26 protein-coding genes and 1 pseudogene are annotated in these 20,111 nt (G+C 58.5%); 15 read left to right on the forward strand and 12 right to left on the reverse strand.

Features of this window, described 5'->3' with window-relative positions:
* Positions 1-3 precede the first annotated feature (3 nt).
* The 7 genes and pseudogenes from AAXE93_RS00970 to fba all read left to right on the forward strand — a co-directional run bounded on the left by AAXE93_RS00970 (position 4) and on the right by fba (position 5,454).
* The gene (locus AAXE93_RS00970; RefSeq protein WP_114987927.1) at positions 4-906 is read left to right on the forward strand and encodes a phosphoribulokinase; all 903 of its coding nucleotides are present in this window, start codon (positions 4-6) and stop codon (positions 904-906) included.
* 67 nt (positions 907-973) lie between these two features.
* On the forward strand, positions 974-1,261 hold the full coding sequence (locus AAXE93_RS00975; protein WP_390127373.1) for a hypothetical protein: 288 nt from the start codon (positions 974-976) through the stop codon (positions 1,259-1,261).
* A pseudogene (locus AAXE93_RS00980) lies at positions 1,249-1,931 on the forward strand (prepilin peptidase). The gene AAXE93_RS00975 and the pseudogene AAXE93_RS00980 overlap by 13 nt, the downstream one beginning before the upstream one ends.
* A 55-nt stretch (positions 1,932-1,986) precedes the next feature.
* Positions 1,987-2,868: an acetyl-CoA carboxylase, carboxyltransferase subunit beta gene (gene accD / locus AAXE93_RS00985; protein WP_115081815.1), complete on the forward strand. Its 882-nt coding sequence runs from the start codon at positions 1,987-1,989 to the stop codon at positions 2,866-2,868.
* Positions 2,865-3,236 carry a hypothetical protein gene (locus AAXE93_RS00990; RefSeq protein WP_226411213.1) on the forward strand — a complete coding sequence of 124 codons (372 nt, stop codon included), beginning with the start codon at positions 2,865-2,867 and terminating at the stop codon, positions 3,234-3,236. The genes accD and AAXE93_RS00990 overlap by 4 nt, the downstream gene beginning before the upstream one ends.
* A 1-nt stretch (position 3,237) precedes the next feature.
* Positions 3,238-4,320: a Gfo/Idh/MocA family protein gene (locus AAXE93_RS00995; protein ID WP_390127375.1), complete on the forward strand. Its 1,083-nt coding sequence runs from the start codon at positions 3,238-3,240 to the stop codon at positions 4,318-4,320.
* A gap of 60 nt (positions 4,321-4,380) precedes the next feature.
* Entirely contained in the window at positions 4,381-5,454 is a 1,074-nt protein-coding gene (gene fba, locus AAXE93_RS01000; RefSeq protein WP_390127377.1) for a class II fructose-bisphosphate aldolase, read from the forward strand.
* A 97-nt stretch (positions 5,455-5,551) separates the two neighbouring features.
* Here the strand turns inward: fba and AAXE93_RS01005 are convergent, their stop codons facing one another.
* The 3 genes from AAXE93_RS01005 to purS are packed head-to-tail and all read right to left on the reverse strand — an operon-like array spanning position 5,552 to position 7,406.
* Positions 5,552-6,505, reverse strand: coding sequence for an LD-carboxypeptidase (locus AAXE93_RS01005; RefSeq protein WP_390127379.1), 954 nt, complete (start codon positions 6,503-6,505; stop codon positions 5,552-5,554).
* Positions 6,505-7,155 carry a phosphoribosylformylglycinamidine synthase subunit PurQ gene (purQ, locus tag AAXE93_RS01010; protein ID WP_114987919.1) on the reverse strand — a complete coding sequence of 217 codons (651 nt, stop codon included), beginning with the start codon at positions 7,153-7,155 and terminating at the stop codon, positions 6,505-6,507. The genes AAXE93_RS01005 and purQ overlap by 1 nt, the downstream gene beginning before the upstream one ends.
* Entirely contained in the window at positions 7,152-7,406 is a 255-nt protein-coding gene (gene purS, locus AAXE93_RS01015) for a phosphoribosylformylglycinamidine synthase subunit PurS (RefSeq protein WP_011364806.1), read from the reverse strand. The genes purQ and purS overlap by 4 nt, the downstream gene beginning before the upstream one ends.
* Before the next feature lie 55 nt (positions 7,407-7,461).
* Here purS and AAXE93_RS01020 point away from each other — a divergent pair, with 55 nt between their 5' ends.
* Together AAXE93_RS01020 and AAXE93_RS01025 are read left to right on the forward strand one after the other, a co-directional pair.
* Positions 7,462-7,866, forward strand: a complete 405-nt coding sequence (locus AAXE93_RS01020) for a hypothetical protein (protein ID WP_390127382.1) — start codon at positions 7,462-7,464, stop codon at positions 7,864-7,866.
* Between the two features lie 38 nt (positions 7,867-7,904).
* The gene (locus AAXE93_RS01025; RefSeq protein WP_115132075.1) at positions 7,905-8,219 is read left to right on the forward strand and encodes a Tat pathway signal protein; all 315 of its coding nucleotides are present in this window, start codon (positions 7,905-7,907) and stop codon (positions 8,217-8,219) included.
* On the opposite strand, the gene AAXE93_RS01030 is transcribed toward AAXE93_RS01025, so the two are convergent.
* From AAXE93_RS01030 to AAXE93_RS01040, 3 genes are all read right to left on the reverse strand, one after another.
* A complete protein-coding gene (locus AAXE93_RS01030; protein WP_390127384.1) occupies positions 8,180-9,205 on the reverse strand; it encodes a mechanosensitive ion channel family protein in 1,026 nt (341 codons plus the stop codon). The two genes, AAXE93_RS01025 and AAXE93_RS01030, sit on opposite strands and share 40 nt — an antisense overlap.
* Positions 9,206-9,270: 65 nt before the next feature.
* On the reverse strand, positions 9,271-9,888 hold the full coding sequence (locus tag AAXE93_RS01035; RefSeq protein ID WP_390127386.1) for a DUF938 domain-containing protein: 618 nt from the start codon (positions 9,886-9,888) through the stop codon (positions 9,271-9,273).
* Between the two features lie 2 nt (positions 9,889-9,890).
* Positions 9,891-10,208 carry an ArsR/SmtB family transcription factor gene (locus AAXE93_RS01040; protein ID WP_390127388.1) on the reverse strand — a complete coding sequence of 106 codons (318 nt, stop codon included), beginning with the start codon at positions 10,206-10,208 and terminating at the stop codon, positions 9,891-9,893.
* A gap of 60 nt (positions 10,209-10,268) precedes the next feature.
* Here AAXE93_RS01040 and AAXE93_RS01045 point away from each other — a divergent pair, with 60 nt between their 5' ends.
* The 3 genes from AAXE93_RS01045 (at position 10,269) to AAXE93_RS01055 (ending at position 12,846) form a co-directional block, all read left to right on the forward strand.
* Positions 10,269-11,291, forward strand: coding sequence for an ArsJ-associated glyceraldehyde-3-phosphate dehydrogenase (locus tag AAXE93_RS01045; protein WP_390127390.1), 1,023 nt, complete (start codon positions 10,269-10,271; stop codon positions 11,289-11,291).
* Positions 11,288-12,535: an organoarsenical effux MFS transporter ArsJ gene (gene arsJ / locus AAXE93_RS01050; RefSeq protein WP_390127392.1), complete on the forward strand. Its 1,248-nt coding sequence runs from the start codon at positions 11,288-11,290 to the stop codon at positions 12,533-12,535. The genes AAXE93_RS01045 and arsJ overlap by 4 nt, the downstream gene beginning before the upstream one ends.
* An 89-nt stretch (positions 12,536-12,624) precedes the next feature.
* Positions 12,625-12,846: a hypothetical protein gene (locus tag AAXE93_RS01055; protein WP_041435027.1), complete on the forward strand. Its 222-nt coding sequence runs from the start codon at positions 12,625-12,627 to the stop codon at positions 12,844-12,846.
* A 165-nt stretch (positions 12,847-13,011) separates the two neighbouring features.
* Here AAXE93_RS01055 and AAXE93_RS01060 read toward each other — a convergent pair whose 3' ends face one another.
* From AAXE93_RS01060 to AAXE93_RS01080, 5 genes are all read right to left on the reverse strand, one after another.
* On the reverse strand, positions 13,012-13,224 hold the full coding sequence (locus tag AAXE93_RS01060; RefSeq protein WP_390127395.1) for a hypothetical protein: 213 nt from the start codon (positions 13,222-13,224) through the stop codon (positions 13,012-13,014).
* 214 nt (positions 13,225-13,438) lie between these two features.
* Entirely contained in the window at positions 13,439-13,807 is a 369-nt protein-coding gene (locus tag AAXE93_RS01065; RefSeq protein WP_390127397.1) for a hypothetical protein, read from the reverse strand.
* Positions 13,808-13,866: 59 nt separating this feature from the next.
* A complete protein-coding gene (locus AAXE93_RS01070; protein ID WP_390127399.1) occupies positions 13,867-14,481 on the reverse strand; it encodes a DUF4335 domain-containing protein in 615 nt (204 codons plus the stop codon).
* 7 nt (positions 14,482-14,488) lie between these two features.
* Positions 14,489-15,037, reverse strand: coding sequence for a DUF3038 domain-containing protein (locus AAXE93_RS01075; RefSeq protein ID WP_390127401.1), 549 nt, complete (start codon positions 15,035-15,037; stop codon positions 14,489-14,491).
* Positions 15,038-15,883: 846 nt separating this feature from the next.
* The gene (locus tag AAXE93_RS01080; RefSeq protein WP_390127403.1) at positions 15,884-16,171 is read right to left on the reverse strand and encodes a hypothetical protein; all 288 of its coding nucleotides are present in this window, start codon (positions 16,169-16,171) and stop codon (positions 15,884-15,886) included.
* Between the two features lie 744 nt (positions 16,172-16,915).
* On the opposite strand from AAXE93_RS01080, the gene AAXE93_RS01085 reads away from it, so the two are divergent.
* From AAXE93_RS01085 to AAXE93_RS01095, 3 genes are all read left to right on the forward strand, one after another.
* The gene (locus AAXE93_RS01085) at positions 16,916-17,140 is read left to right on the forward strand and encodes a hypothetical protein (RefSeq protein ID WP_390127405.1); all 225 of its coding nucleotides are present in this window, start codon (positions 16,916-16,918) and stop codon (positions 17,138-17,140) included.
* A gap of 275 nt (positions 17,141-17,415) precedes the next feature.
* On the forward strand, positions 17,416-17,610 hold the full coding sequence (locus tag AAXE93_RS01090; protein ID WP_390127407.1) for a hypothetical protein: 195 nt from the start codon (positions 17,416-17,418) through the stop codon (positions 17,608-17,610).
* Between the two features lie 129 nt (positions 17,611-17,739).
* Complete coding sequence (locus tag AAXE93_RS01095; RefSeq protein WP_390127409.1) at positions 17,740-18,435, forward strand: AAA family ATPase; 696 nt, start codon at positions 17,740-17,742, stop codon at positions 18,433-18,435.
* Positions 18,436-18,512: 77 nt separating this feature from the next.
* Here AAXE93_RS01095 and AAXE93_RS01100 read toward each other — a convergent pair whose 3' ends face one another.
* Positions 18,513-18,968, reverse strand: a complete 456-nt coding sequence (locus AAXE93_RS01100; protein ID WP_390127411.1) for a cupin domain-containing protein — start codon at positions 18,966-18,968, stop codon at positions 18,513-18,515.
* Between the last annotated feature and the right edge of the window lie 1,143 nt (positions 18,969-20,111).

The raw sequence follows: 20,111 nt of genomic DNA on the forward strand, positions 1-20,111 counted from the left end.
TCGATGTCGAAGCGTCATCCGGTTGTCGCTGTTACCGGTTCTTCCGGAGCTGGAACCAGCACCGTCAAGCGCGCCTTCGAGCACATCTTTGCGAGGGAAGGCATTACCCCTGCAGTGGTGGAAGGCGACAGCTACCACCGCTACGAGCGGATGCCCATGAAACAGGCCATGGCGGATGCCCTGGCCAAGGGTGAGAACTTCTCCCACTTCGGCCCTGAGGCCAACCTCTTCGACAAGCTCGAGGAACTTTTCCGCACCTACGGCGAAACCGGTGCTGGTCAGAAGCGCTATTACCTCCACAGCGTTGAAGAAGCGGCTGAACACAACGCCCGTCTTGGCGTCAACCTCGAGCCGGGTCAGTTCACGCCTTGGGAAGACATCCCGACTGGCACTGACGTGCTGTTCTACGAAGGCCTCCATGGCGGTGTGAAGGGCGAGGGCTACGACGTGGCCGCCCTGGCCGACCTCCTGGTGGGTGTGGTGCCGATCACCAACCTTGAGTGGATTCAGAAGATTCACCGCGACAACGCTGAGCGTGGTTATTCCGCTGAAGCGATCGTTGACACGATCCTGCGCCGGATGCCTGATTACATCAATCACATCTGCCCGCAGTTCAGCCAGACCGACATCAACTTCCAGCGTGTTCCCACCGTGGACACCTCCAACCCCTTCATCTGCCGGAACATTCCTACCCCGGATGAAAGCTTCGTGATCATCCACTTCCGTAAGGGTGCTCGTGAGAAGTGGGGGATCGACTTCGGTTACCTGCTGAACATGATCCACGATTCCTTCATGTCCAGCCCCACCAGCATCGTGGTGAACGGCGGCAAGATGGGCTTCGCCATGGAACTGATCCTCACTCCGATCATTCACCGCATGATCGAAGAGAAGAACAAGCTCAGCTGATCGCTTCTCCTACCAACAATCGTCTCTACAATGGGTCCATCTGAGTGATCAGGTGGGCTCTATTTCTTTGTCAACGCCCTCCTTTGAAATCCGCGGAGCATCGGGGGCGCCCTCGTCTCCCCGCTGGGATCGCATTGACAGCCGCTCGCTGATCGCCAAGGCCCGTCGTATTTATTTCACCTATCTCTCCTGCACCCCTGCGGGGCAGGAGCCTCTCGGTGTGGTGGTGGATCCGCAGGAACCCGACGGCCGCGTGGTCTTCGAGACCCCTGTTCTTCTGCCGGACGAAGAGTTCATTGCCATCGATCTGATCCGAGGGCGCACGAGCCGTGGTCGGACCCGATGGAAGGGTTGATCCTGGCTTGGACCGGCCTGCTGGGCGCCTGCGTCGGCAGCTTCACCAACGTGGTGGCCTGGCGCTTGCCCCGCCAGGAATCGGTGGTCTTTCCCGGCAGCCATTGCCCCAAATGCGGCCATGCCACCTGCTGGCATGACAATCTCCCGGTGCTCGGTTGGCTGCTGCTGAGGGGCCGCTGCCGCGACTGTGATGCAGCGATCAGCTGGCGTTACTCCGCCGTGGAGGCCCTGCGTGCCGGCCTCTGGATCTCGGCGCTGTTTGTGTGGCCTAGTGCTGGTGGGGGGTGGTGCTGGGCCTGCTCGTCAGCACGGCTGCTGGCATTCCTGTTCTGGCCAGCCATTTGATCGCTGCGGTGCTGGCCCTGCTGCTGTTGGAAGGTCTCAGCGCCCTGGCCGAACGGTTGTTGGGACAGCCTGCGCTGGGCCTGGGCGATGCCAAGTTGGCGGCGCTAGGTGGGGCATGGCTGGGCCCCGGGGGCATCGCAGCGGCGATGGCCCTTGCGGTTGTCTCGGGAGCTTTGGTCGGAAGCGCCGCTCGCCTCAGTGGCCGGTTGGGCCCCAGGGAACCGTTCCCCTTTGGTCCCTTCATTGCCCTGGGCATCTGGCTGGTCTGGTTGACCGGTCCGCAGTGGTGCTGGAGCACCTGGGTGATGCTGTTGGGCGCTTGATTCCCCAGCGTCGATTCCCAGTCCGGCTTTTAATGGTGTGAGCTGACGGCCCTGTGTGTCTCTGTTCGATTGGTTTGCTGATCGCCGCAAGGGTCAGTACGTCGCCAACGTCAAGCAGGAACCCGATGAAGGCGATGGGCTGTGGAGCAAATGCCCGGAGTGTGGTCAGGTCGTTTATCTCAAAGACCTGAAACTCAACGCCAGTGTTTGCGCCAACTGCGGCCATCACCACCGGATCGACAGTGCTGAACGCATCGCACTGATTGCGGACCCCGACAGCTTCCAAGTGCTGAATGCGGATCTGTCACCGGTGGATCCCCTCGGTTTCAAAGACCGGCGCGCCTACGCCGACCGGCTGCGGGAAAGTCAGGCCTCGACGGGGCTACGGGATGGTGTCGTCACCGGGCTTTGCCGGGTGGAAGGCATCCCCATGGGCTTGGCAGCGATGGACTTCCGCTTCATGGGGGGATCGATGGGCTCGGTGGTCGGGGAGAAAATCACCCGTCTGATCGAGGAGTCCACCGCCCGCAAGCTGCCGCTGCTGATCGTTTGTGCCTCCGGCGGTGCCCGGATGCAGGAGGGGATGCTCAGCCTGATGCAGATGGCGAAGATCTCCGGAGCGTTGGAACGCCACCGCGAAGCCGAGCTGCTCTACATGCCCTTGCTCACCCACCCCACCACGGGGGGTGTGACCGCCAGTTTCGCCATGCTGGGCGACCTGATCCTGGCGGAACCGAAAGCGTTGATTGGTTTTGCTGGGCGCCGGGTGATCGAGCAAACCCTGCGGGAGAAGCTGCCCGACAATTTCCAGACGGCTGAATATCTGCAGGAGCACGGCTTCGTGGACACGATCGTTCCCCGCACCCAGCTGCGCTCCACCCTGGCCAATCTTCTGCGCCTGCACGGCTGCAAACCGATGGAGCTCACCAGCGCATGATCCGAGCTGGTTGTGTTCTGATCCTGGCCTTGGTTTGTTGGGTCGCCCCCGTTCTGGCGGGCCCCGTGGAATGGATTGAGGTGCCTGCCACCGACGCGGGCCAGCAGTGGTGGGATCGCGGCAGTGTGCGGATCGATCGGGATGGATACCGAACCGTGCTCAGCCGGTTCACCCCAGCGGCCACTGAAGATGGAGATCAGCCCTCCGGTGAGCTCTATGTGATGCAGCTGGACTGCTCCCAGGAGCTGTATCGCGACAAACAGGTGAATGGTTTGCCGCGTTTTCGTGCCCAGTGGCAGCCTGCCGGCGATGACGGGCTGATCACCTCCGTGATTGAGGCTGTCTGCACCGAACCCCTCTCCAGCTGAGATGTCCCCACAACCCCTTGGTGTTGCCGTCGCCGGTCTCGGCTTCGGGGAGAAGGTGCACCTGCCGGCCCTTGCGGCTGCGACTGATCTCGAGGCAGTGGCGCTTTGGCACCCTCGCCAGGAGCGCTTGGATGCCGCCACAGCCGCCCATGGCTTGAAGGGATTCAGTGACTGGGATGCCCTGCTGGCCGATCCCGCGGTGGACGCGGTGATCATCGCCACCCCACCGGCACCTCGCTTTGACCTGGCCCGCCGGGCCCTGGAGGCGGGCAAGCATCTGCTGCTGGAAAAGCCCATCGCGCTGAATGCCGATCAAGCCCGCGAGCTGCAACGGCTGGCCCTGGCAAGGGGGCTCTCTGTAGCTGTGGACTACGAATACCGGGCTGTTCCCCTGTTCATGCAGGCTGCACGCCTTCTGCAGGCCGGTGCCGTCGGCACGCCCTGGCTGGTGAAGCTCGACTGGTTGATGGGCAGTCGTGCCGATCCCCAGCGCGGCTGGAACTGGTATGCCCAGGCGGATCAGGGCGGCGGCGTGATCGGAGCCCTCGGAACCCATGCCATGGATATGCTTGCCTGGCTGATCGGTCCCCTGGGGGCCGTCCAGGCCCTGAACAGCGTTTCGATCAAGCAACGCCCCCACCCCGATGGTGGTCTGGCCGCTGTGGATGCCCCCGATGTGTCGCTGCTGCAGACCGTGGCCCATTGGCAGGGAAGGCAGGACCTGCTGGTGCCGGCTCAGGTCAGCCTCAGTTCCGTGTCGCGCAATGGTCGCGGGTTCTGCCTGGATGTGGTGGGGTCCTCGGGATCGCTGCTGCTCAGCAGCACCAACCAGAAGGACTACGTCCATGGCTTTGAGCTCCAGCACGCCCCGCTCGGTGAGCCCTTCCGCGCCGTGGAAGCCGATGCCGATTTCGCCTTCCCTGAAACCTGGTCGGATGGCCGCATCGCCCCTGTGGCCAGGGTGCTGGGCTGGTGGGCCGAGAGCATTCGCCGTGGGCAACCGATGCTTCCTGGACTGGCCGAGGGCGTGGCCAGTCGTGTGGCCTGCGATCAAGCAGCAGGCGGCACATTGGATCTTGCGTAACACGCGGTAAAATTGCCGGCGATTCGTCTTTGACGACCCCAACCCTCCGAGGATTTATCCATGGCGCTCGTTCCGCTTCGGCTCCTGCTCGACCACGCCGCTGAGAACGGCTACGGCATTCCTGCGTTCAACGTGAACAATCTGGAGCAGGTCCAGGCCATCATGGAAGCGGCTGACGAGACCGACAGCCCTGTGATCCTCCAGGCCTCCCGCGGCGCCCGCAGCTACGCCGGTGAGATCTTCCTGCGTCACCTGATCCTGGCCGCAACCGAGACCTATCCCCACATCCCCGTGGTGATGCACCAGGACCACGGCAACGCCCCTGACACCTGCTACTCCGCTGCCATCAACGGTTTCACCTCCGTGATGATGGACGGTTCCCTGGAAGCCGACGCCAAGACTCCCGCCAGCTACGACTACAACGTCAACGTCACCAAGCAGGTGGTGGATTTCGCCCACTCCGTGGGTGTGAGCGTTGAGGGTGAGCTGGGTTGCCTGGGCTCCCTGGAAACCGGCAAGGGTGAAGCCGAAGACGGCCACGGTTTCGAAGGCGAGCTGTCCAAGGACATGCTGCTCACCGATCCCGCTGAGGCTGCCGACTTCGTTGCCAAGACCAAGTGCGACGCCCTGGCCATCGCCATCGGCACCAGCCACGGCGCTTACAAGTTCACCCGCAAGCCCACGGGTGAGGTGCTGGCCATCAGCCGCATCGCTGAAATTCACAAAGCCATCCCCAACACCCACCTGGTGATGCACGGCTCCTCCTCCGTTCCCCAGGAATGGCTGGAGATGATCAACAAGCACGGTGGTGCCATCCCCGAGACCTATGGCGTTCCCGTCGAGGAAATCCAGGAAGGCATCCGCAACGGTGTTCGCAAGGTGAACATCGACACCGACAATCGTCTCGCCTTCACTGCTGCTGTGCGTGAAGCGGCCATGGCCGATCCTTCCAACTTCGACCCCCGCCACTTCAACAAGCCGGCTCGCAAGTACATGAAGCAGGTCTGCCTGGACCGTTACCAGCAGTTCTGGGCTGCCGGCAACGCCAGCAAGATCCAGCAGCAGAGCATCACCTACTACTCCGGCCTCTACGCCAAGGGTGCTCTCGATCCCAAGGCTGCCGTCGCTGCCTGATCATCACGATCAACCGATTACTCGCTGGGGGCCGAAAGGCCCCCTTTTTTTGTGGTGCTGCTCGTGAGCAGCGTCACGTTTTGACCAGGCCATCACATCAGGCCATCAGGCTGAGCAGGCCGTGGTTGCCGTCCAGTTGTGCCTGCGCTCCCAGGGGCAAGGCCTGGTTGGGCCGGCCATGGCCCAGCGGCAGATTCAGCACCAGTGGAATGCCCAGATCGCCCAGGCGTTCCTCCAGGATCTCGTCCATCGTGAAATCACCGGGAAGGATGTCGTCTTCAGCCCAGCTGAAGCGGCCGCAGGACACCCCCGCCAACTGCTGCAACAGGCCTGCGCTGCGCCACTGGGTCAGTATCCGATCCACCCGGTAGGGCGCTTCGCCCACGTCTTCCAGCACCAGGATGGCCCCCTTCAGGGAGGGAAGCCAGGCTGTGCCGATCAGATGGGTCGCCACGGTCAGGTTGGTGACCACCAAGGGTCCGCGGGCGATCCCCTGCCGTCGTGGCTCGCCCAGCAGGGGCGCCACCGGACGCCCGCAGAGCAAGTCCACCGTGCGTTGCCATTGCGTCTCTGTGCCGCCGCTGGATCCATGGATGGCCCCCGGCAGGCCAGCAGCCCACTGGGCCAGCAGCAGGGAGCTGGTGTCGGAGAACCCCAGGCTCCATTTGGGATGGCGCGGAAAACGAAAACCGGCTTCGAGCACGCGGGCGGCCCCCCATCCCCCGCCAAGGGTCATCACGGCATCCACAGTTGGATCGTTCCAGGCTGACCTCAGATCCTCAACCCGTTCCTGGTCGGTTCCCGAGAAATAGCGCCATTGACGGGTGACGGCCGCGGGAATCTCCAGGTGCCACTGCTGTTGATCGCAGCGTTCGCGCAAGGCTTGGAGATCTGTGTCCGGATCCATCCAGGTGCCGGGATTCACGGCGCGGATGCGTGATCCAGGCTTCAAGGGTTTCAGCCTGCGCTGGGCCGCCATGGCCCTGGGGGAGAGCAGGGCCGCGATGATCGTGGATGCTCCTGAGATCAGCAGCGTCCGGCGGGTTGGCATCAGCCCAGCAGGGCTTCCAGCATGCGGCGGCCGTCGGTTCCTCCCGTGGCCGGATCACAGGCACGCTCGGGGTGGGGCATCAGGCCCAGAACGCTGCCGCTGGCATTGGTGATGCCTGCGATGTCGGACACCGACCCGTTGGGGTTGTTGCCGTAGCTCAGGGCGATGGCGTCGTCGTCCTGAAGTTGCTTGAGCGTGTCATCGCTGCACTGGTAGCGGCCTTCACCGTGGGCGATCGGCAGGGTCAGGGCCCCATCGTTGTACCCCTGCATCCAGGCCGTGCGCTGGCTCACCACCTTGAGGGGTGCGTCTTCACAGATGAAGTGCAGATCGCGGTTCCTGGTGAGGGCGCCGGGGAGCAGGCCCAGTTCCGTGAGCACCTGAAATCCGTTGCAGATACCGAGCACGCGACCGCCCTTGGCTGCAAAGTCGATCAAGGACTGCAGGGCTGGTGCGAAGCGGGCAATGGCGCCGCAACGCAGGTAATCGCCGTAGCTGAAACCGCCCGGCAGAACGATGGCGTCAAAGCCGCTGAGGTCTGTCTCCTCATGCCAGACCCGACGCGTGCTCATCCCAAGGCAACCCTCGGTTGCCCATTGCACATCCCGGTCGCAGTTGGAGCCGGGAAAAACGATGACCCCGATGCTCATGACTGCTCCAGCTCCAGGCTCCAGTCTTCGATCACCGGGTTGGCCAGCAAGCGATCACTGAGCAGTTCCAACCTGCGGCGGGCCTCGGCCTCATCAGGAGCCTCAAGCTCCATTTCGACTGCTTTACCGATCCGCAGCTTGCTGAGGCCTTCCACCCCAAGTCGTTCAGCGGCACCACGCGCGGCTTCTCCGGCTGGATCGAGTACGGAGGGGCGCAGACGCACGAGGACGCGGGCTTGAAAACGCGGCACGATCAGCAACTGGTCTGATCAAATCCTGACAGACACCAAACCCTGAAGAGATCCGGTGCGCCTCAACGGCGTGACCATCGCCCGGCCCCATGGTGAAAAGGAGGCCTTTCGCCAGCGTGCTGCCGAGTCTGTGTCTGTGTTTCGCATTCAGCTCTGGACCGCGGCTCTGCTGCTGATGGGCAGCTCTGCAGCTGGGGGCTCAGCAGCAGCGGCTTCTATGCGCTGCCGGATCGCGCAGCAGGCCTGGAGTCCCTGTCGGGGGGTGGCCGCCAGTCCTGGAGAGCGCTGGGTGTTGACCTGGAATCAGCAGCGCGTCGAATTTGTCCATGACGGCAGCGGCCAGATGATGATGCGGGTTGGTGAGGGCGAGGACTGGCGGGAGGTGCAGCCCTTCTGCACGGCGGACCACAGCCTCTGCTGGGGTTCTGTTTGTGCCACGGGTGACGTTCCGTTGGAGTGAAACCGGGGTGATAGATCTGAATTGAGGGCAGATTCCCCATGGCAGTTTTTTCTCTCCCTTGTTCCAGCTGTGGAACACCCGTTGAGATTCCGGGTCGTTACGGCTTCAAGTTGAAGAGTGCAGGCGTCACCAACACGGTGTGCACCCGCTGCCGGCAGGGGACATTTCTGGCATCTCGACGCGACAACCTCTCCAGCCAGATCGCCCTTGCTTCCAGTCCTGATCGTCGTCGCCTGATCCCCTTTACCGCTGCTGTGGCGGCCTTGGCCCTGTTGATCGGTGGTGTTGTTTGGCGCTCTGCTGTGCCCACGGCTCAGGAGGCTTTGCCGGCGAGTGAGTCTCCCTCCAAATAGAGCGTCCTGCTTGGGAAGGCAAAGTCGATGCCTGCTTGGGCGAAGGCCTCCATGATTCCGAGGTTGATGGCTTGCTGTTCGTTCAGAGCGACCGTGAAATCGCGGGTATCGATGTAATAAACCAGTTCAAAATTCAAACTTGAATCAGCAAATTCGGTGAAGTGGCAGCGGTTGAAGGTGCTGTGGGCCTGAGCGTCGATCACGGCCTGAACCATCGTGGGGATTGCCTTCATCTGCTCGAGCGATGTGCTGTAGGTGACGCCAATCGAATAGATCATCCGGCGTTGCGCCATTTCAGCGAAATTGAGGATGGTGGAGCCTGTAAGGGTTGAGTTGCTCATCACCACCTGTTCGCCGCGCAGGCTGCGCAGATGGGTGGAGCGAACACCGATGCGTTCCACCGTTGCTGAGGTGGAGCCCACCGTGATGAATTGCCCAACGGTGAAAGGCTTGTCCAGAAGAATCATTAGGTAGGCGAACAATTCCTGGGCCGGTTCTTTCAGGGCCAAGCCAATGCCGATGCCGCCGGCACTAAGCAAACCCCAGATCACTGTCATCTTCACGCCCAGACTCTGCAGCAACACCAAGGTGCCGATCGCCCACACCACTGTTTTCAGCAGAGGGAGCAGGCTTTGGAGGAGTTGTTGAAGATCATCCGCGCCTGCACGGCGCACCAATCCGAAAAGGAATCGCGCTCCGATTCGGTTGACCAACCGAATCAGAATGATCGTGCCAACAATGCGCAGCGATGTGTCGTAGGCCCTGGCAATGTTGTTGGGCAAGCCCAAATCATCCTGAGCAAGGATCAGCATGACCACCAAGCCGAAAGGCACCACCGAAGCGGCGAAGGCATTGAGCACAAAGTCGTCGAAGTCGGTTTTGCTTCGCTTGGTGAACCGAGGAAAAACTGTCTTACAAAGGAACGCCAGGCTCAAGGTGATGGCTGAACCGATCAGCAGCTTCGCTAGGAAATCAGTCAGATCCATCGCTCACACCGGAGATACCGCGTGATTGTCGGTGGCCTTCCAGACGCTGGCAAGCGAGATGGGGCTCAAGCGCGCTGAAACACCAAAGTCAGATTGTTGGCGGGCATGGAGACCACGTTTTCGGTGTTGAAGCCAGCCTTGGCGGCCATGGCTGTTACGTGATTCAGCTCCCGCAATCCCCATTGGTGGTTGCGTTCTCTCAGGGATTGGTCGAAGGCGGCATTGCTTGCACTGGTGTGAGCACCATTGCGCCTGAATGGGCCATAAATGATCAAGTGGGCGCCGCTGGGCAGCAACAGGGCTGATTCCTCGAGCACGGCATCCGTGCAGCTGGCTGGGCTGATGTGCAGCAGGTTGATGCACACAACAGCCTTCACGGCCCCTTGGAGGTTCTGGGGCAGGGGCCAGGGGCGGTGTTCAACATCGAGGTTGAGGGCTGCTGGCATCACCTGGCTCAGACCCTGGTGCTGGATCCAGGCGTTGATGCTGGCGCGATGGTCTGGATCCGGATCGCTGGCCTGCCAGTGCAGATGGGGAAAGCGCTGCTGAAAGCAGACGGCGTGCTCACCACTGCCGCTGGCCAGTTCCAGCACGGCTCCTGAGCCAGGCAAGAGCTGCTTCAGCAGATCTCCGATGGGGCCGCGGTTGCGTTCCGTGGCCGGGAAGAAAAGCCGTTGGTCCATCGTCAGCTCGGGCAGGGGGCAGCGCTCTGGCTGCAGTGGAGGCGTAGGTCGGCCAGCCAGGCTTCCAGGGCTGCCAGGGCGTCCGGTTGCAGGCGGTAGTAGATCCATCGGCCGCTCTGCCGATCCGTCAGCAGCCCTGCCTCTCGCAGCACCCTGAGATGGAACGAGAGCTTCGACTGGGAGAGGTTGAGCTCAGCGGTGAGGTCACAGACGCATCGTTCCCCCTGTGCCAGCGCATGGATCACGTCGAGACGGATCGGGTCGGCCAGTGCTTTGAGCAGCTGCCTCGACTGCTCCCTGTTGAGGGTGTTCTGGATCACAAGAGCAGTGTCCCCCGCTCTGTTTGGATCAACATAATTTGATTGATCAAAGGAGCTGGTATGCGGATCGGCATCAATGGCTTTGGACGGATTGGTCGCCTGGTGTTCCGGGCCCTCTGGGGACGGCCCGGCATCGAACTGGTGCATGTCAATGATCCCGCTGGCGATACAGCAACGGCGGCCCACCTGCTGGAGTTCGATTCTGTGCATGGTCGCTGGGATCGAGGCATCACCAGCAGTGCTGATGGATTCAGCGTGGAGGGATCCGCCCTCACCTGGTCCAGCGAGAAGGACCCCACCGCCGTGCCTTGGAGCGATCGGGGGGTGGAGATGGTGCTTGAAGCCAGCGGCAAGATCAAAACGCCGGAGACGCTCAATCCCTATTTCGATCAGCTGGGCCTCAAACGGGTGGTGGTTGCCTGTCCCGTGAAGGGTGTGGTTGCCGGTGAGGACGCGCTCAACATCGTTTACGGGATCAATCACCACCTCTATGAACCGGCGCGCCACAAGTTGGTGACGGCCGCCTCCTGCACCACCAACTGCCTGGCGCCTGTGGTGAAGGTGGTGCACGAGAGCTTCGGCATCGAGCACGGCCTGATCACCACCATTCACGACATCACCAACACCCAGGTGCCGATCGATTCGTTCAAAAGCGACTTGCGCCGGGCGCGCTCCGGGCTCAGCTCACTCATTCCCACCACCACCGGCTCGGCCAAGGCGATTGCGATGATTTTCCCTGAGCTGAAGGGCAAGCTCAACGGTCATGCGGTTCGTGTTCCCCTGCTGAATGGATCGCTCACCGATGCGGTGTTCGAGCTCAAGCAGAGCGTCACGGTGGAGCAGGTGAATGCTGCGTTCAAAGCTGCTGCGGAAGGGCCTCTGAAGGGAATCCTGGGTTACGAGGAACGCCCGTTGGTGTCCTGCGATTACACCAACGACAACCGCAGCTCGATTGTCGATGCTCTCTCGACGATGGTTGTCGATGGCAACCAGGTGAAGGTGTTTGCCTGGTACGACAACGAATGGGGCTACAGCTGCCGCATGGCCGATCTCACCTGCCACGTGGTTGGTCTGGACGGATGAAGCTCTCCCCTCTGCAGCAATACGGCATCGTCACCGCCAACTACTGGGCCTTCACGCTCACCGATGGAGCCCTGCGGATGTTGGTGGTGTTCCACTTCCATCAACTCGGCTACACCACCCTCGAGATCGCCTTCCTGTTTCTCTTTTATGAGCTGTTTGGGGTGCTCACCAACCTCTACGGCGGTTGGATCGGTGCCCGCTATGGGCTTCGGCTCACCCTCTGGGTGGGAACGCTGCTGCAGATTCTTGCGTTGTTGATGCTGATGCCCGTCTCCGCAAGTTGGCCGAAACTGTTGAGCGTGATCTATGTGATGACCGCTCAGGCCATCAGCGGCATCGCCAAAGATCTCAACAAGATGAGCGCCAAGAGTGCCATCAAGACGGTGGTTTCGGAAACGCCGGAGGATCAGCAGCAGGGGCAGCAGCAGCTGTTCAAGTGGGTGGCGATCCTCACGGGATCCAAGAACGCCCTCAAGGGTGTGGGCTTCTTCCTCGGTGGGGTGCTGCTCACCGCCTTTGGCTTCAATGCTGCCGTGGGCTGGATGGCGGCAGGTTTGGCTCTGGCCTTCCTGCTCACGCTGGTGCTGCCCGGGGAGATCGGAAAGATGAAGTCCAAGCCGGCCTTTTCGTCGCTGTTCTCCAAATCCCAGGGCATCAACGTGCTGTCCCTGGCGCGCTTCTTTCTGTTTGGTGCCCGGGATGTTTGGTTCGTGGTGGCCTTGCCCGTGTTCCTTGAGGCCTCCCTGGGCTGGAGTTTCTGGGAGATCGGTGGCTTCCTTGGTCTCTGGGTGATTGGCTACGGCATTGTTCAGGGATCAGCGCCTGGTCTGAGACGGCTCTGGGGGCAGACCACATCCCCGGGAGCATCTGCTGTGCAGTTCTGGAGTGCTCTGCTCACCGCCATTCCCGCCCTGATCGCGGTGGCGCTGTGGCGCCAGGTGGATGTGGCGGTCGCCATCACCGCAGGCCTAGCCGCCTTTGGGGTGGTGTTCGCGATGAATTCGTCGATCCACTCCTACATGGTGCTGGCTTACACCGATGCGGAGAGCGTCAGCCTCAATGTGGGCTTCTATTACATGGCCAATGCGGCCGGACGCTTGGTGGGCACGTTGCTCTCGGGAGCAGTGTTCATGCTCGGCCGAACCGAAGCCGCGGGCATGCAGGCCTGCCTCTGGGCTTCATCCCTGCTGGTGTTGTTGTCGTGGTTCAGCAGCCTCAGATTGCCGGTTGTGGCCAAACTCTGAATTTCTGCTGAATATCGCCGCGTTGGTAGGGGATCAGACACCCGCAAGCAGAGATTTTCTGCTGAATGGATGAAATCGCTTCTGATTCCATGCGCGACGAGCCTGGCAGCCCCGATTGTCGTTTGGTGATCGATGCCAAGCGATCCCTGGAGGATGTGCTGCGTTTGATCGCTGATCTGCCCCATACCGACCACATGCGGCGGCAGCTTTTGTCGGTCTACAACCAGCTGGAGGGCATGCACGACCTGAAACGCAGTGGTGGCGCCAATGTGTCGTTTCGTTCCGCCGATTGGAGCTCTTCGGCGAAGTGATTCGGTTGACACCGATAAGGTCAGTTGTCGCCTTTCGCTGTCTTGAAAGATGTTTGAAAACGACCGACGTCCGGCTTGGCTGAACTGGGTCTTCCTTGGAATGTTCCTCTGGTCGTCGTGGCAGCTGTTTGGTTTTTGGTCCCAGCGGCTGAGTGGTTGAAGGCTTTAGATCAACACGCCTGTCAGACGCAGCGTTCCCCACAGGTCGAAGACGCAGAAAATCAGTCCGATCACGATGATGTCCCAGGCTTTGTGGCGGATGGCCCAGGGGGCAAGGAACAACTCAGCAATCCCATGCAGTGCAGTTCCAATAGTGATGTGCTCGAGCACCAGCAGTCCATGGGCCACCAGGAACAATGCGCTGGCGATACACCGCATTAGGACTTGCCAGGAACCGAGCAAAGCCTGCAGGACTGGATGGTCGATCAACTTAAAGCGTGCTGCTGTCTGGACTCAAGCCCGCTGCAGATGACACTCCCTGTATTTTTCGGAATGTGAGGGAAAAGATCGATCGCCATTCAGTTCTGTCAGCGCTGCAATCTGCGGTGTCGATCTGGTCCGGCTTTTTACGCAATGTCTAGTGTCTTCGTCTTCAGCGCCTGCCTTGAGTGGGGGGAGAGACCACAAGGCGGATGATGCGAATCAACCTCCAGAGCGCACCAAGCAAGAGGATGCCCGCCAGGAGCGCAATGGCAGCGATCAGCACGATGGCGGCGAGCCCGAGCATGGCTTCCAGCAGTTGCTGAACGCCGCCAATCAGGTCATCGATGGCCCGGCTCAGCAGCAGCATGATGTCCACCTGCTGGGGCAGCTGATTCAGCAGTACAGCGATCCCTGCGGCAGCAGCCAGCATCAGCACGACGACAGTCAACTGACGCAAGACGGGGCCATAGGGGAAGCGACGACGGGGGCGGAAGACCCGTCGTTGATCGCGTTTGCTGCTCCGGCGCGCCTTCCTCATGGCATCGGTGTAATCAGGGTGCCGTCACTGCGGCGATTCTGAAGCGTGTTTTCTGCACGTCAACGTTCGGACTGCGTTTCAGGCTTGTCCACCGGTGCCGGTGCCGGCGATGTCTCCTTGGTCTCCTGAGGCAGAGGAACAAGCCATGCGGTGGCGATGGTGCACGCCAGAGCAACCCCAGCCAGAAGGGGAGGTCCGAGGCGTTTTTGCAGAGGAATCCGATCGACGATTTCCTGACGCTTCAAAGGGCGGTCTTCGGGGAACGTCCAGGTCATCTTGACCCGGTTATCGAGCCGCAAGCGATCGAGACAACGCACCAGATCGGCCAGTTCGGCGTCATCGAGCTTGAGCTGCAGTGGCTCAACGCCCTCTCGGCTGCTGCGCAGTTCCAGCCGATGGTTGGTCTGATCCGGCGCGATGCTCACAAAATCGCTCTCCAGGCCAAAGCGGCGTTGCACGCCAGACAGGCGATGTCTGGCGTAGGGCATCACCGCTGCCATCAGAGCCTCGAGATGATCGCGGGTTCCTTCCAGTTCCGGTGCTCCGATCAACTGCAGCCGCCAGGACGAAAGGATGCCAATCGCCTCATTGGACTGTCCGGCGGAGAGGTCGGGAAAGCCTTCCACCACCAGTCGTGCTGCGGTCTGTTCGTATTGGTATGTCGTTTTCAACATGGTTGGCCTAGGGCGTGGGATCGAGCAGGGTTGCGCGGAGACGATCGATTCCTCCTGGGCCTGCGCAGAGCGCCAGGGTGCTTATCAGCTGACGGTGCAGGGGGCCCGCCGGCTCCATTGTGAGAAGGCGAAGAACGGCTTCACGGCGCTGATTCATCCGCTCTTCAATCAGGTCGTGCAGACGCTCATGGAACAACTGCCAACGCTGTTGGGTGAGCTGTACCGGTTCGCGGCTCGAGAGGAGTTGGTGGAGCATGGGGTAGAGCCGATCGGCCATGGCACACACCAGGCAGATCAGGGATTCGGCGTCCACCGGGTCAAGCTGGTCTCGCCGGGTGGTGCGCCGAAGCGGGTTGTGACAGCGCCGCTTCCAGAGTTCAACCCGGTTGGGGAATTGCGCCTGGAGGCCCATCTGCTGGCTGGTCCAGACCATCGCCTCGCCACCGTTGAGATCAAGAGCCTCAATGGTCAGCAGCAACAGGTCGAGACGCTCAACGCCCCGCCGGCTGAGACGTGCGCCGTCGGTGGGTGCACTGGGGGCTGGAGCTTCAGTCATGGCTGCGATGACAATGCAGTCAGTCGGAGACAGGATGTCTCGAGGCTTTTACGACTATCTCGCAGTTCTCTGTCGCAGAACTCTCGCAGTACTGATGCCATGGGCAGACCGAAGAAGCCAATACAGAGAAGGTCGAACGGAGTGTATTGCGTTCAGCTGCACCTGGATGGCAGTCGTGTGATGCGTTCTTTGCAGACCAGAGGAATTGAGGTTGCTCACCTCCGAGCAGGCCAAGCAATGGCAGAACTCGAGGCTAAGCACAAGGCCAGGCAGCAAGACGTGACCAGGTGGAGAGCAGCCAAGGAGTTCGCGTACCTGCTTGATATAGCGGATACCGTCGAAATCCCACCGGCCGCCGTGGGATAAACGGGCAAGCAGGAGCGAGACGAGGCGACAGGGGATTACTTGGACAAGAACACCCAAGCATTCGCTCAGGGCGCTCTACGAGAAGAATGTGCCGCTCGTCTGGAACGATCTGATTCGTGAGGTGGAGCGGATCCGCAGGAGCAAGGATGCTGTGGCCCACCATGCCCTCATTTCGCTGTTCTGCTGACTTTTAACTGTCGCAGAACCAAGTCGTAATGCTCCGCCAGAACCCTGTCATAACCCTGTTCTTGCAACGCTTTAGGCCTTTAAACACCTCATGAACACGGTGCCACCCAAGAATGCAATGTTCGGATGACGGTTCACGAGAGCTATGGCTGGAATTCTGCGAACCCTATTCACCTCTTCAAGGAATCTGCGTTACCCCGTTTCGTGTGTCCAGCCCATCTACTTCTGCAATATGGGTACCAATATCTTGCAGCGCTAAACCTTTTGTTGACGAGGGAGGTAAATCAGGATTTCTCAAATGAAATTACATATATCGGCCACAATTCGAGATTCAAAAATATTTTTAGGCTCGCTCCATTTGCCCCATTTCATCTCATCGTTGGTAGAGTTAAAAACTCTCCTCTCGCATGCAACTGCGACATAAATTTTCTGTTTTTGATCGTTTTCTCCTGGAACTATGATTGACTTTTCCGTCTTTTTTGCTCGTGTGAAATCAAGGGTTAGACCTCCATATCCTCGCACTTCAGCTTTTGCGGAAAGTGTAAGTACAAGAGTCGCTGAGATAAATAGAAGGCGTTTCATGGTGCTATTTCGTTAAATCTATATATATTAGCGTGTTTTGTATTCCTTGATGCACTTGCTGCCAATCGGCAAGAGCTGCGAATGAGTTGCTCGCAGTTGATTTGCGCTTCTGAGAGCGGCGAGGCCATCTCTACGAGGGCAGTGGCTTCTCTTGTTCAAAAAATGAGCCCCCCGCAGCTCTATAAAAGGGGGCTCGTGTTGAATAACCAGCTAACTCTGACGACTGAAATGAGTTTTGGGTCGCTTGGTCAGCAGGCCTTATAGATGTTCGGCGCCAAGTATCACTAGCCGGCTTCAGGCGGCCGTCCCATCTCTTTCTGCTGAGTCGGCGCCCAGGGCTTGCAGTGCTTCTTCAGGTGCTGGCCCTGGTGTAATTGCTTTTGCCAGGGGTTGGAGCCGAGCATCGTGTCGCAGTGCTGGTCGACTCTGTAGATGAAGTGCTGGCAGGTGATGCGGAAGAATGGCTCTCCTTTTTCATGCCCGGCGGATCACCCTGTCTGCGATTGGTAGTAAGTGACTCGATTTCAATCCCTTCAGCAGAGATAAAACGAATTGCCGGTGATAGTCATGAAGGATCACCGGCGGCGGGGCTGCTTCTCTCATCGCTTGACGTAGGCGATGCGGCTCCGTCCACGCAATCAATGCGCTTTTTGTCGTTGGGGTTACCAACGAGACCAAATGTGACTCGTAAGTTTCCTGTACTGCTGATGTGCCGTGAGCTTGGACGTCATTGGCTTCCTACTGTTGGTCGCCCTTCTGGCGTTTGGTGCCGGGGCTTTGTGGAAACCCCTTAGAGCACTTTGGGGTCTTATTGCAGGTGATCAGGGACTGCATTGGTGGACAAAAAAGGCCTATCGCCCAATCTTTCGAGGTAATGGATGCAGCATCCCGATCAAGCGCGGTGGCCGTTATCAGCGCATCTACCTCAAGAGGGGACGCCGCTCCTTCAAGGGATATGGACGCTTCTGAGTAGTCATGCTCGGCTTGCATCGCCAAAGCGCTGCGGGAGCTGTGAGCTGCTCTTCGATTGAGCGCTGATTTGACCGGATGATGAATTCTCTGAGCGACGGCGGCTCTGTCTTTGGGTGTCCTTGCTGGCACCTGCATTCTTGGCGTTGCGGAGGCTAATGATCTACCTGCTGCCTCATCTATCAGCACAGGGATGACAGAAGAGAGAGATGTGGTCATCAGCGCTTTGGGCGCATAGCTGGATAGGGTCCGCAGATCTTTGGCCCTGCTTAGCCGTGATCAAGAACCCGATCCTTTTGAAGGCTTGGAAAGTCATCACATGGCGGTGGCGGCTTCAGCTGGCGCTCAACGCGCCTTTTGGACTCCTGTGGGTGGCAGATAAGACCAACCCAGCTGTGCACGCCTTTGACATGTCAGTGCTCGCAGCACTTCATGCCGAGTGGCTGGCTCCAATGATGGGTATTGCTTGAGTGGCTAACCCCAAGAGAAAAGGGTCCCTGAAGCTGGGAGACACTGACAGGGTTGAAACGGTAACCACCCAAGTATTGCCTTTCAGGAAAAAAACGCGATCCTGCTGCTAAGTCATTAGCTGCTGCCTGATGTTCATCACTGTTTTTGGTCAGAAAGGTGGTGTCGCCAAAACATGTAGCAGCGTTCACATTGCAGCTAGCTGGAGCCAGCAGCAAAAACGGGTCGTCCTTGTTGATGCCGACCGCAACAGATCGGCCACTGCCTATGGAGCTAGAGGACTCTTGCCCTGCCCAATTGTGCCAATTGAAGCAGCAGCAAAAGCCACTCGGTCAGCAGAGATTGTTGTTACGGATGGTCAAGCGAGTAGCAACGAGGAAGAGATGAAGAATTTGGTAGAGGGTGCTGACTTCATTTTGCTGCCCACTACTACACAAAGTAGATCAATCGAATTGACAATTGAGATGGCGCAGATGATAAACAAATACAAGATCCCCTGTGCTGCACTTCTTGTAAAAGTTGACTCACGCAAAGAGGCTGCCGCTGAAAACGCTAAAGAATGTCTTGAAGGATTCGACATCAAGGTTCTCAACGTACAAATTCCCTTGTTAAGTGCATTTGAACAAGCAGAGACAGAAGGAGTCACTGTTGATCAAGCGATTGACAAACGCGGGCGTGCGAATCCACGCCGAATGGCTGGATGGTCCGCTTATTGCTCGGCCTGCAAAGAGATCGAAGATCTATACGAAGAGCACAAAAAACTCAATCCAATTCAGTCACCGATTGGATGGGACTTTACTCCCATGGAACAGCGTGTTTCAGCATGAGGATATCTGGAAACTAAAATCTGATGGGTATTAATTCTGGGTTCAGCTAGCATTCCAATCATTTCATGATGGTGAATTCAATTAAGGAACACTGTTGTTGGCATTTCTTCAGCAGATGTTACTGTTACCCAAAGGATAGTCGGCTTGTTTCCGACATTTTCACTGTAATGAGGCGTGTCAACTCCTTTTAAAAAGGCTTGACCGGGCTTGAAAATAGTTTTGATTTCGCTCCCATCGGACATCACTCGAGTATTCATCAATGAGCCGGAGTTCACTCCTTGCACATAAACCATCATTGGAGCTGGATGCTTGTGCAGCGGAATCTTTCCACCAACTGGAATTTCAACTCGATAAAGACGCATTTCGGCCTTGCCATCAGGATATTTGAGAAAAGCTCCCTCAAGCGTTTTAGATGCCGTGAAAATCTCATTAATTACAGGCTTCGCCGAAGTAACTCCAGGCTCAGTCGGTTTGTTCGGACTGCAAGCAGACACAAGCAAAGAGATTATCCCAAGTGCAATTGCGCGCTTCATGTGAACGGCCTTAAGAGGGGGTTCTATGATTCTGACCATGTTTAGCAATAAGACCACACCTTGTAATCTAGAAGAATGGGAACTGTCTCCTGTCTTGTTGGTAGTGCAAATTTCTAACTCGATTTCAACGCTGAACTGTCTTCCTTCTAATAGGCATCAGTGATGATCGCAGCCATTTCAGGCGTTGACGCGGAGCAACACCGGCCCAAGCCTTGATGTAGCGATGCCGCTCTCGCGATCAACCGACGTACCCCTCGCAATAGCCCGAATTTGTCAGCGCAGAGTTGGCTCGGGGTCTTGAATTGATCCTTAAGGGCCAAAATACGTGACACAGATGTTGCTAGCACTAACGGGCCAGTCTTTCGTCTGTTGTACTCGCTCTATACGCCTGGAGAGCCCAATCGGTTTAGCGTACAGATGAAAGTCGCTTCCGAGCAGTGGGTCAAGGAGCTTTCTCTCGCTACTGAGTTGACGGCATATCTCACTGCCCGCACTAAGTCGAAGGCAAAGATGTGCACATACAGAGTGGTGGACACTGCCACAGATGATGTGGTGTCGACCGTTCGGTGTGGCAGGACCTTGATTCAATAGGCCAGCATCCGGCTTTTGGGCAATCTTGACGACTGCCGACCACACGTAGCCGATTTTCAGTTGTGCCGCCAGGTGTTGATCTCGTCAGTTGCTCCTCCTTGAGTGGGCTACTTGTCGACACCATCGCAAATGTCAGGGCTCGTATTCAGAACCGATTGATAGATTAAATACAGAGCCCCGACGACTATCGCCGTAATTGCAGCTGTAGCTCCCAGCTGGATCAATGCCAGGTAAAGAATGAAGTCACCAACCATTTGCTCTCCTTGCCTGCTCTCTATCAATAGACACAAACTTCACTTAGAACCTAACTTCACACTCAGATTTCACAGAAATATCTGAAGCCCATTTACGGAGAACTTTTGATGCTGCATCCCCCATGCCCCCCTTTTGCCGTTCTGCGTCGTTTAACTTTTGTAGAACTTAGTCGTGTTCACCTCAGAACCCAGTCATAACTCTGTGTTTGCAATGCTTTAGTCCTTTATAAACCGTATGCCTGTTCTGTTCCCATAGCAAGTTATGTGACAGGTCATTGAGGAACATAGCCACGAAAGT

Source organism: Synechococcus sp. HIMB2401, assembly GCF_042883245.1.
In the GTDB taxonomy this organism is placed as follows: domain Bacteria; phylum Cyanobacteriota; class Cyanobacteriia; order PCC-6307; family Cyanobiaceae; genus Parasynechococcus.

Excerpts from the sequence above, each read along its gene's own strand:
- AAXE93_RS00970 (WP_114987927.1), top strand. The coding sequence starts at position 4 with ATGTCGAAGCGTCATCCGGTTGTCGCTGTTACCGGTTCTTCCGGAGCT.
- AAXE93_RS00990 (WP_226411213.1), top strand. The coding sequence starts at position 2,865 with ATGATCCGAGCTGGTTGTGTTCTGATCCTGGCCTTGGTTTGTTGGGTC.
- AAXE93_RS00995 (WP_390127375.1), top strand. The coding sequence starts at position 3,238 with ATGTCCCCACAACCCCTTGGTGTTGCCGTCGCCGGTCTCGGCTTCGGG.
- fba (WP_390127377.1), top strand. The coding sequence starts at position 4,381 with ATGGCGCTCGTTCCGCTTCGGCTCCTGCTCGACCACGCCGCTGAGAAC.
- AAXE93_RS01005 (WP_390127379.1), bottom strand. The coding sequence starts at position 6,505 with ATGCCAACCCGCCGGACGCTGCTGATCTCAGGAGCATCCACGATCATC.
- purQ (WP_114987919.1), bottom strand. The coding sequence starts at position 7,155 with ATGAGCATCGGGGTCATCGTTTTTCCCGGCTCCAACTGCGACCGGGAT.
- AAXE93_RS01025 (WP_115132075.1), top strand. The coding sequence starts at position 7,905 with ATGGCAGTTTTTTCTCTCCCTTGTTCCAGCTGTGGAACACCCGTTGAG.
- AAXE93_RS01030 (WP_390127384.1), bottom strand. The coding sequence starts at position 9,205 with ATGGATCTGACTGATTTCCTAGCGAAGCTGCTGATCGGTTCAGCCATC.
- AAXE93_RS01035 (WP_390127386.1), bottom strand. The coding sequence starts at position 9,888 with ATGGACCAACGGCTTTTCTTCCCGGCCACGGAACGCAACCGCGGCCCC.
- AAXE93_RS01045 (WP_390127390.1), top strand. The coding sequence starts at position 10,269 with ATGCGGATCGGCATCAATGGCTTTGGACGGATTGGTCGCCTGGTGTTC.
- arsJ (WP_390127392.1), top strand. The coding sequence starts at position 11,288 with ATGAAGCTCTCCCCTCTGCAGCAATACGGCATCGTCACCGCCAACTAC.
- AAXE93_RS01055 (WP_041435027.1), top strand. The coding sequence starts at position 12,625 with ATGCGCGACGAGCCTGGCAGCCCCGATTGTCGTTTGGTGATCGATGCC.
- AAXE93_RS01060 (WP_390127395.1), bottom strand. The coding sequence starts at position 13,224 with ATGCGGTGTATCGCCAGCGCATTGTTCCTGGTGGCCCATGGACTGCTG.
- AAXE93_RS01065 (WP_390127397.1), bottom strand. The coding sequence starts at position 13,807 with ATGAGGAAGGCGCGCCGGAGCAGCAAACGCGATCAACGACGGGTCTTC.
- AAXE93_RS01070 (WP_390127399.1), bottom strand. The coding sequence starts at position 14,481 with ATGTTGAAAACGACATACCAATACGAACAGACCGCAGCACGACTGGTG.
- AAXE93_RS01075 (WP_390127401.1), bottom strand. The coding sequence starts at position 15,037 with ATGACTGAAGCTCCAGCCCCCAGTGCACCCACCGACGGCGCACGTCTC.
- AAXE93_RS01080 (WP_390127403.1), bottom strand. The coding sequence starts at position 16,171 with ATGAAACGCCTTCTATTTATCTCAGCGACTCTTGTACTTACACTTTCC.
- AAXE93_RS01095 (WP_390127409.1), top strand. The coding sequence starts at position 17,740 with ATGTTCATCACTGTTTTTGGTCAGAAAGGTGGTGTCGCCAAAACATGT.
- AAXE93_RS01100 (WP_390127411.1), bottom strand. The coding sequence starts at position 18,968 with ATGAAGCGCGCAATTGCACTTGGGATAATCTCTTTGCTTGTGTCTGCT.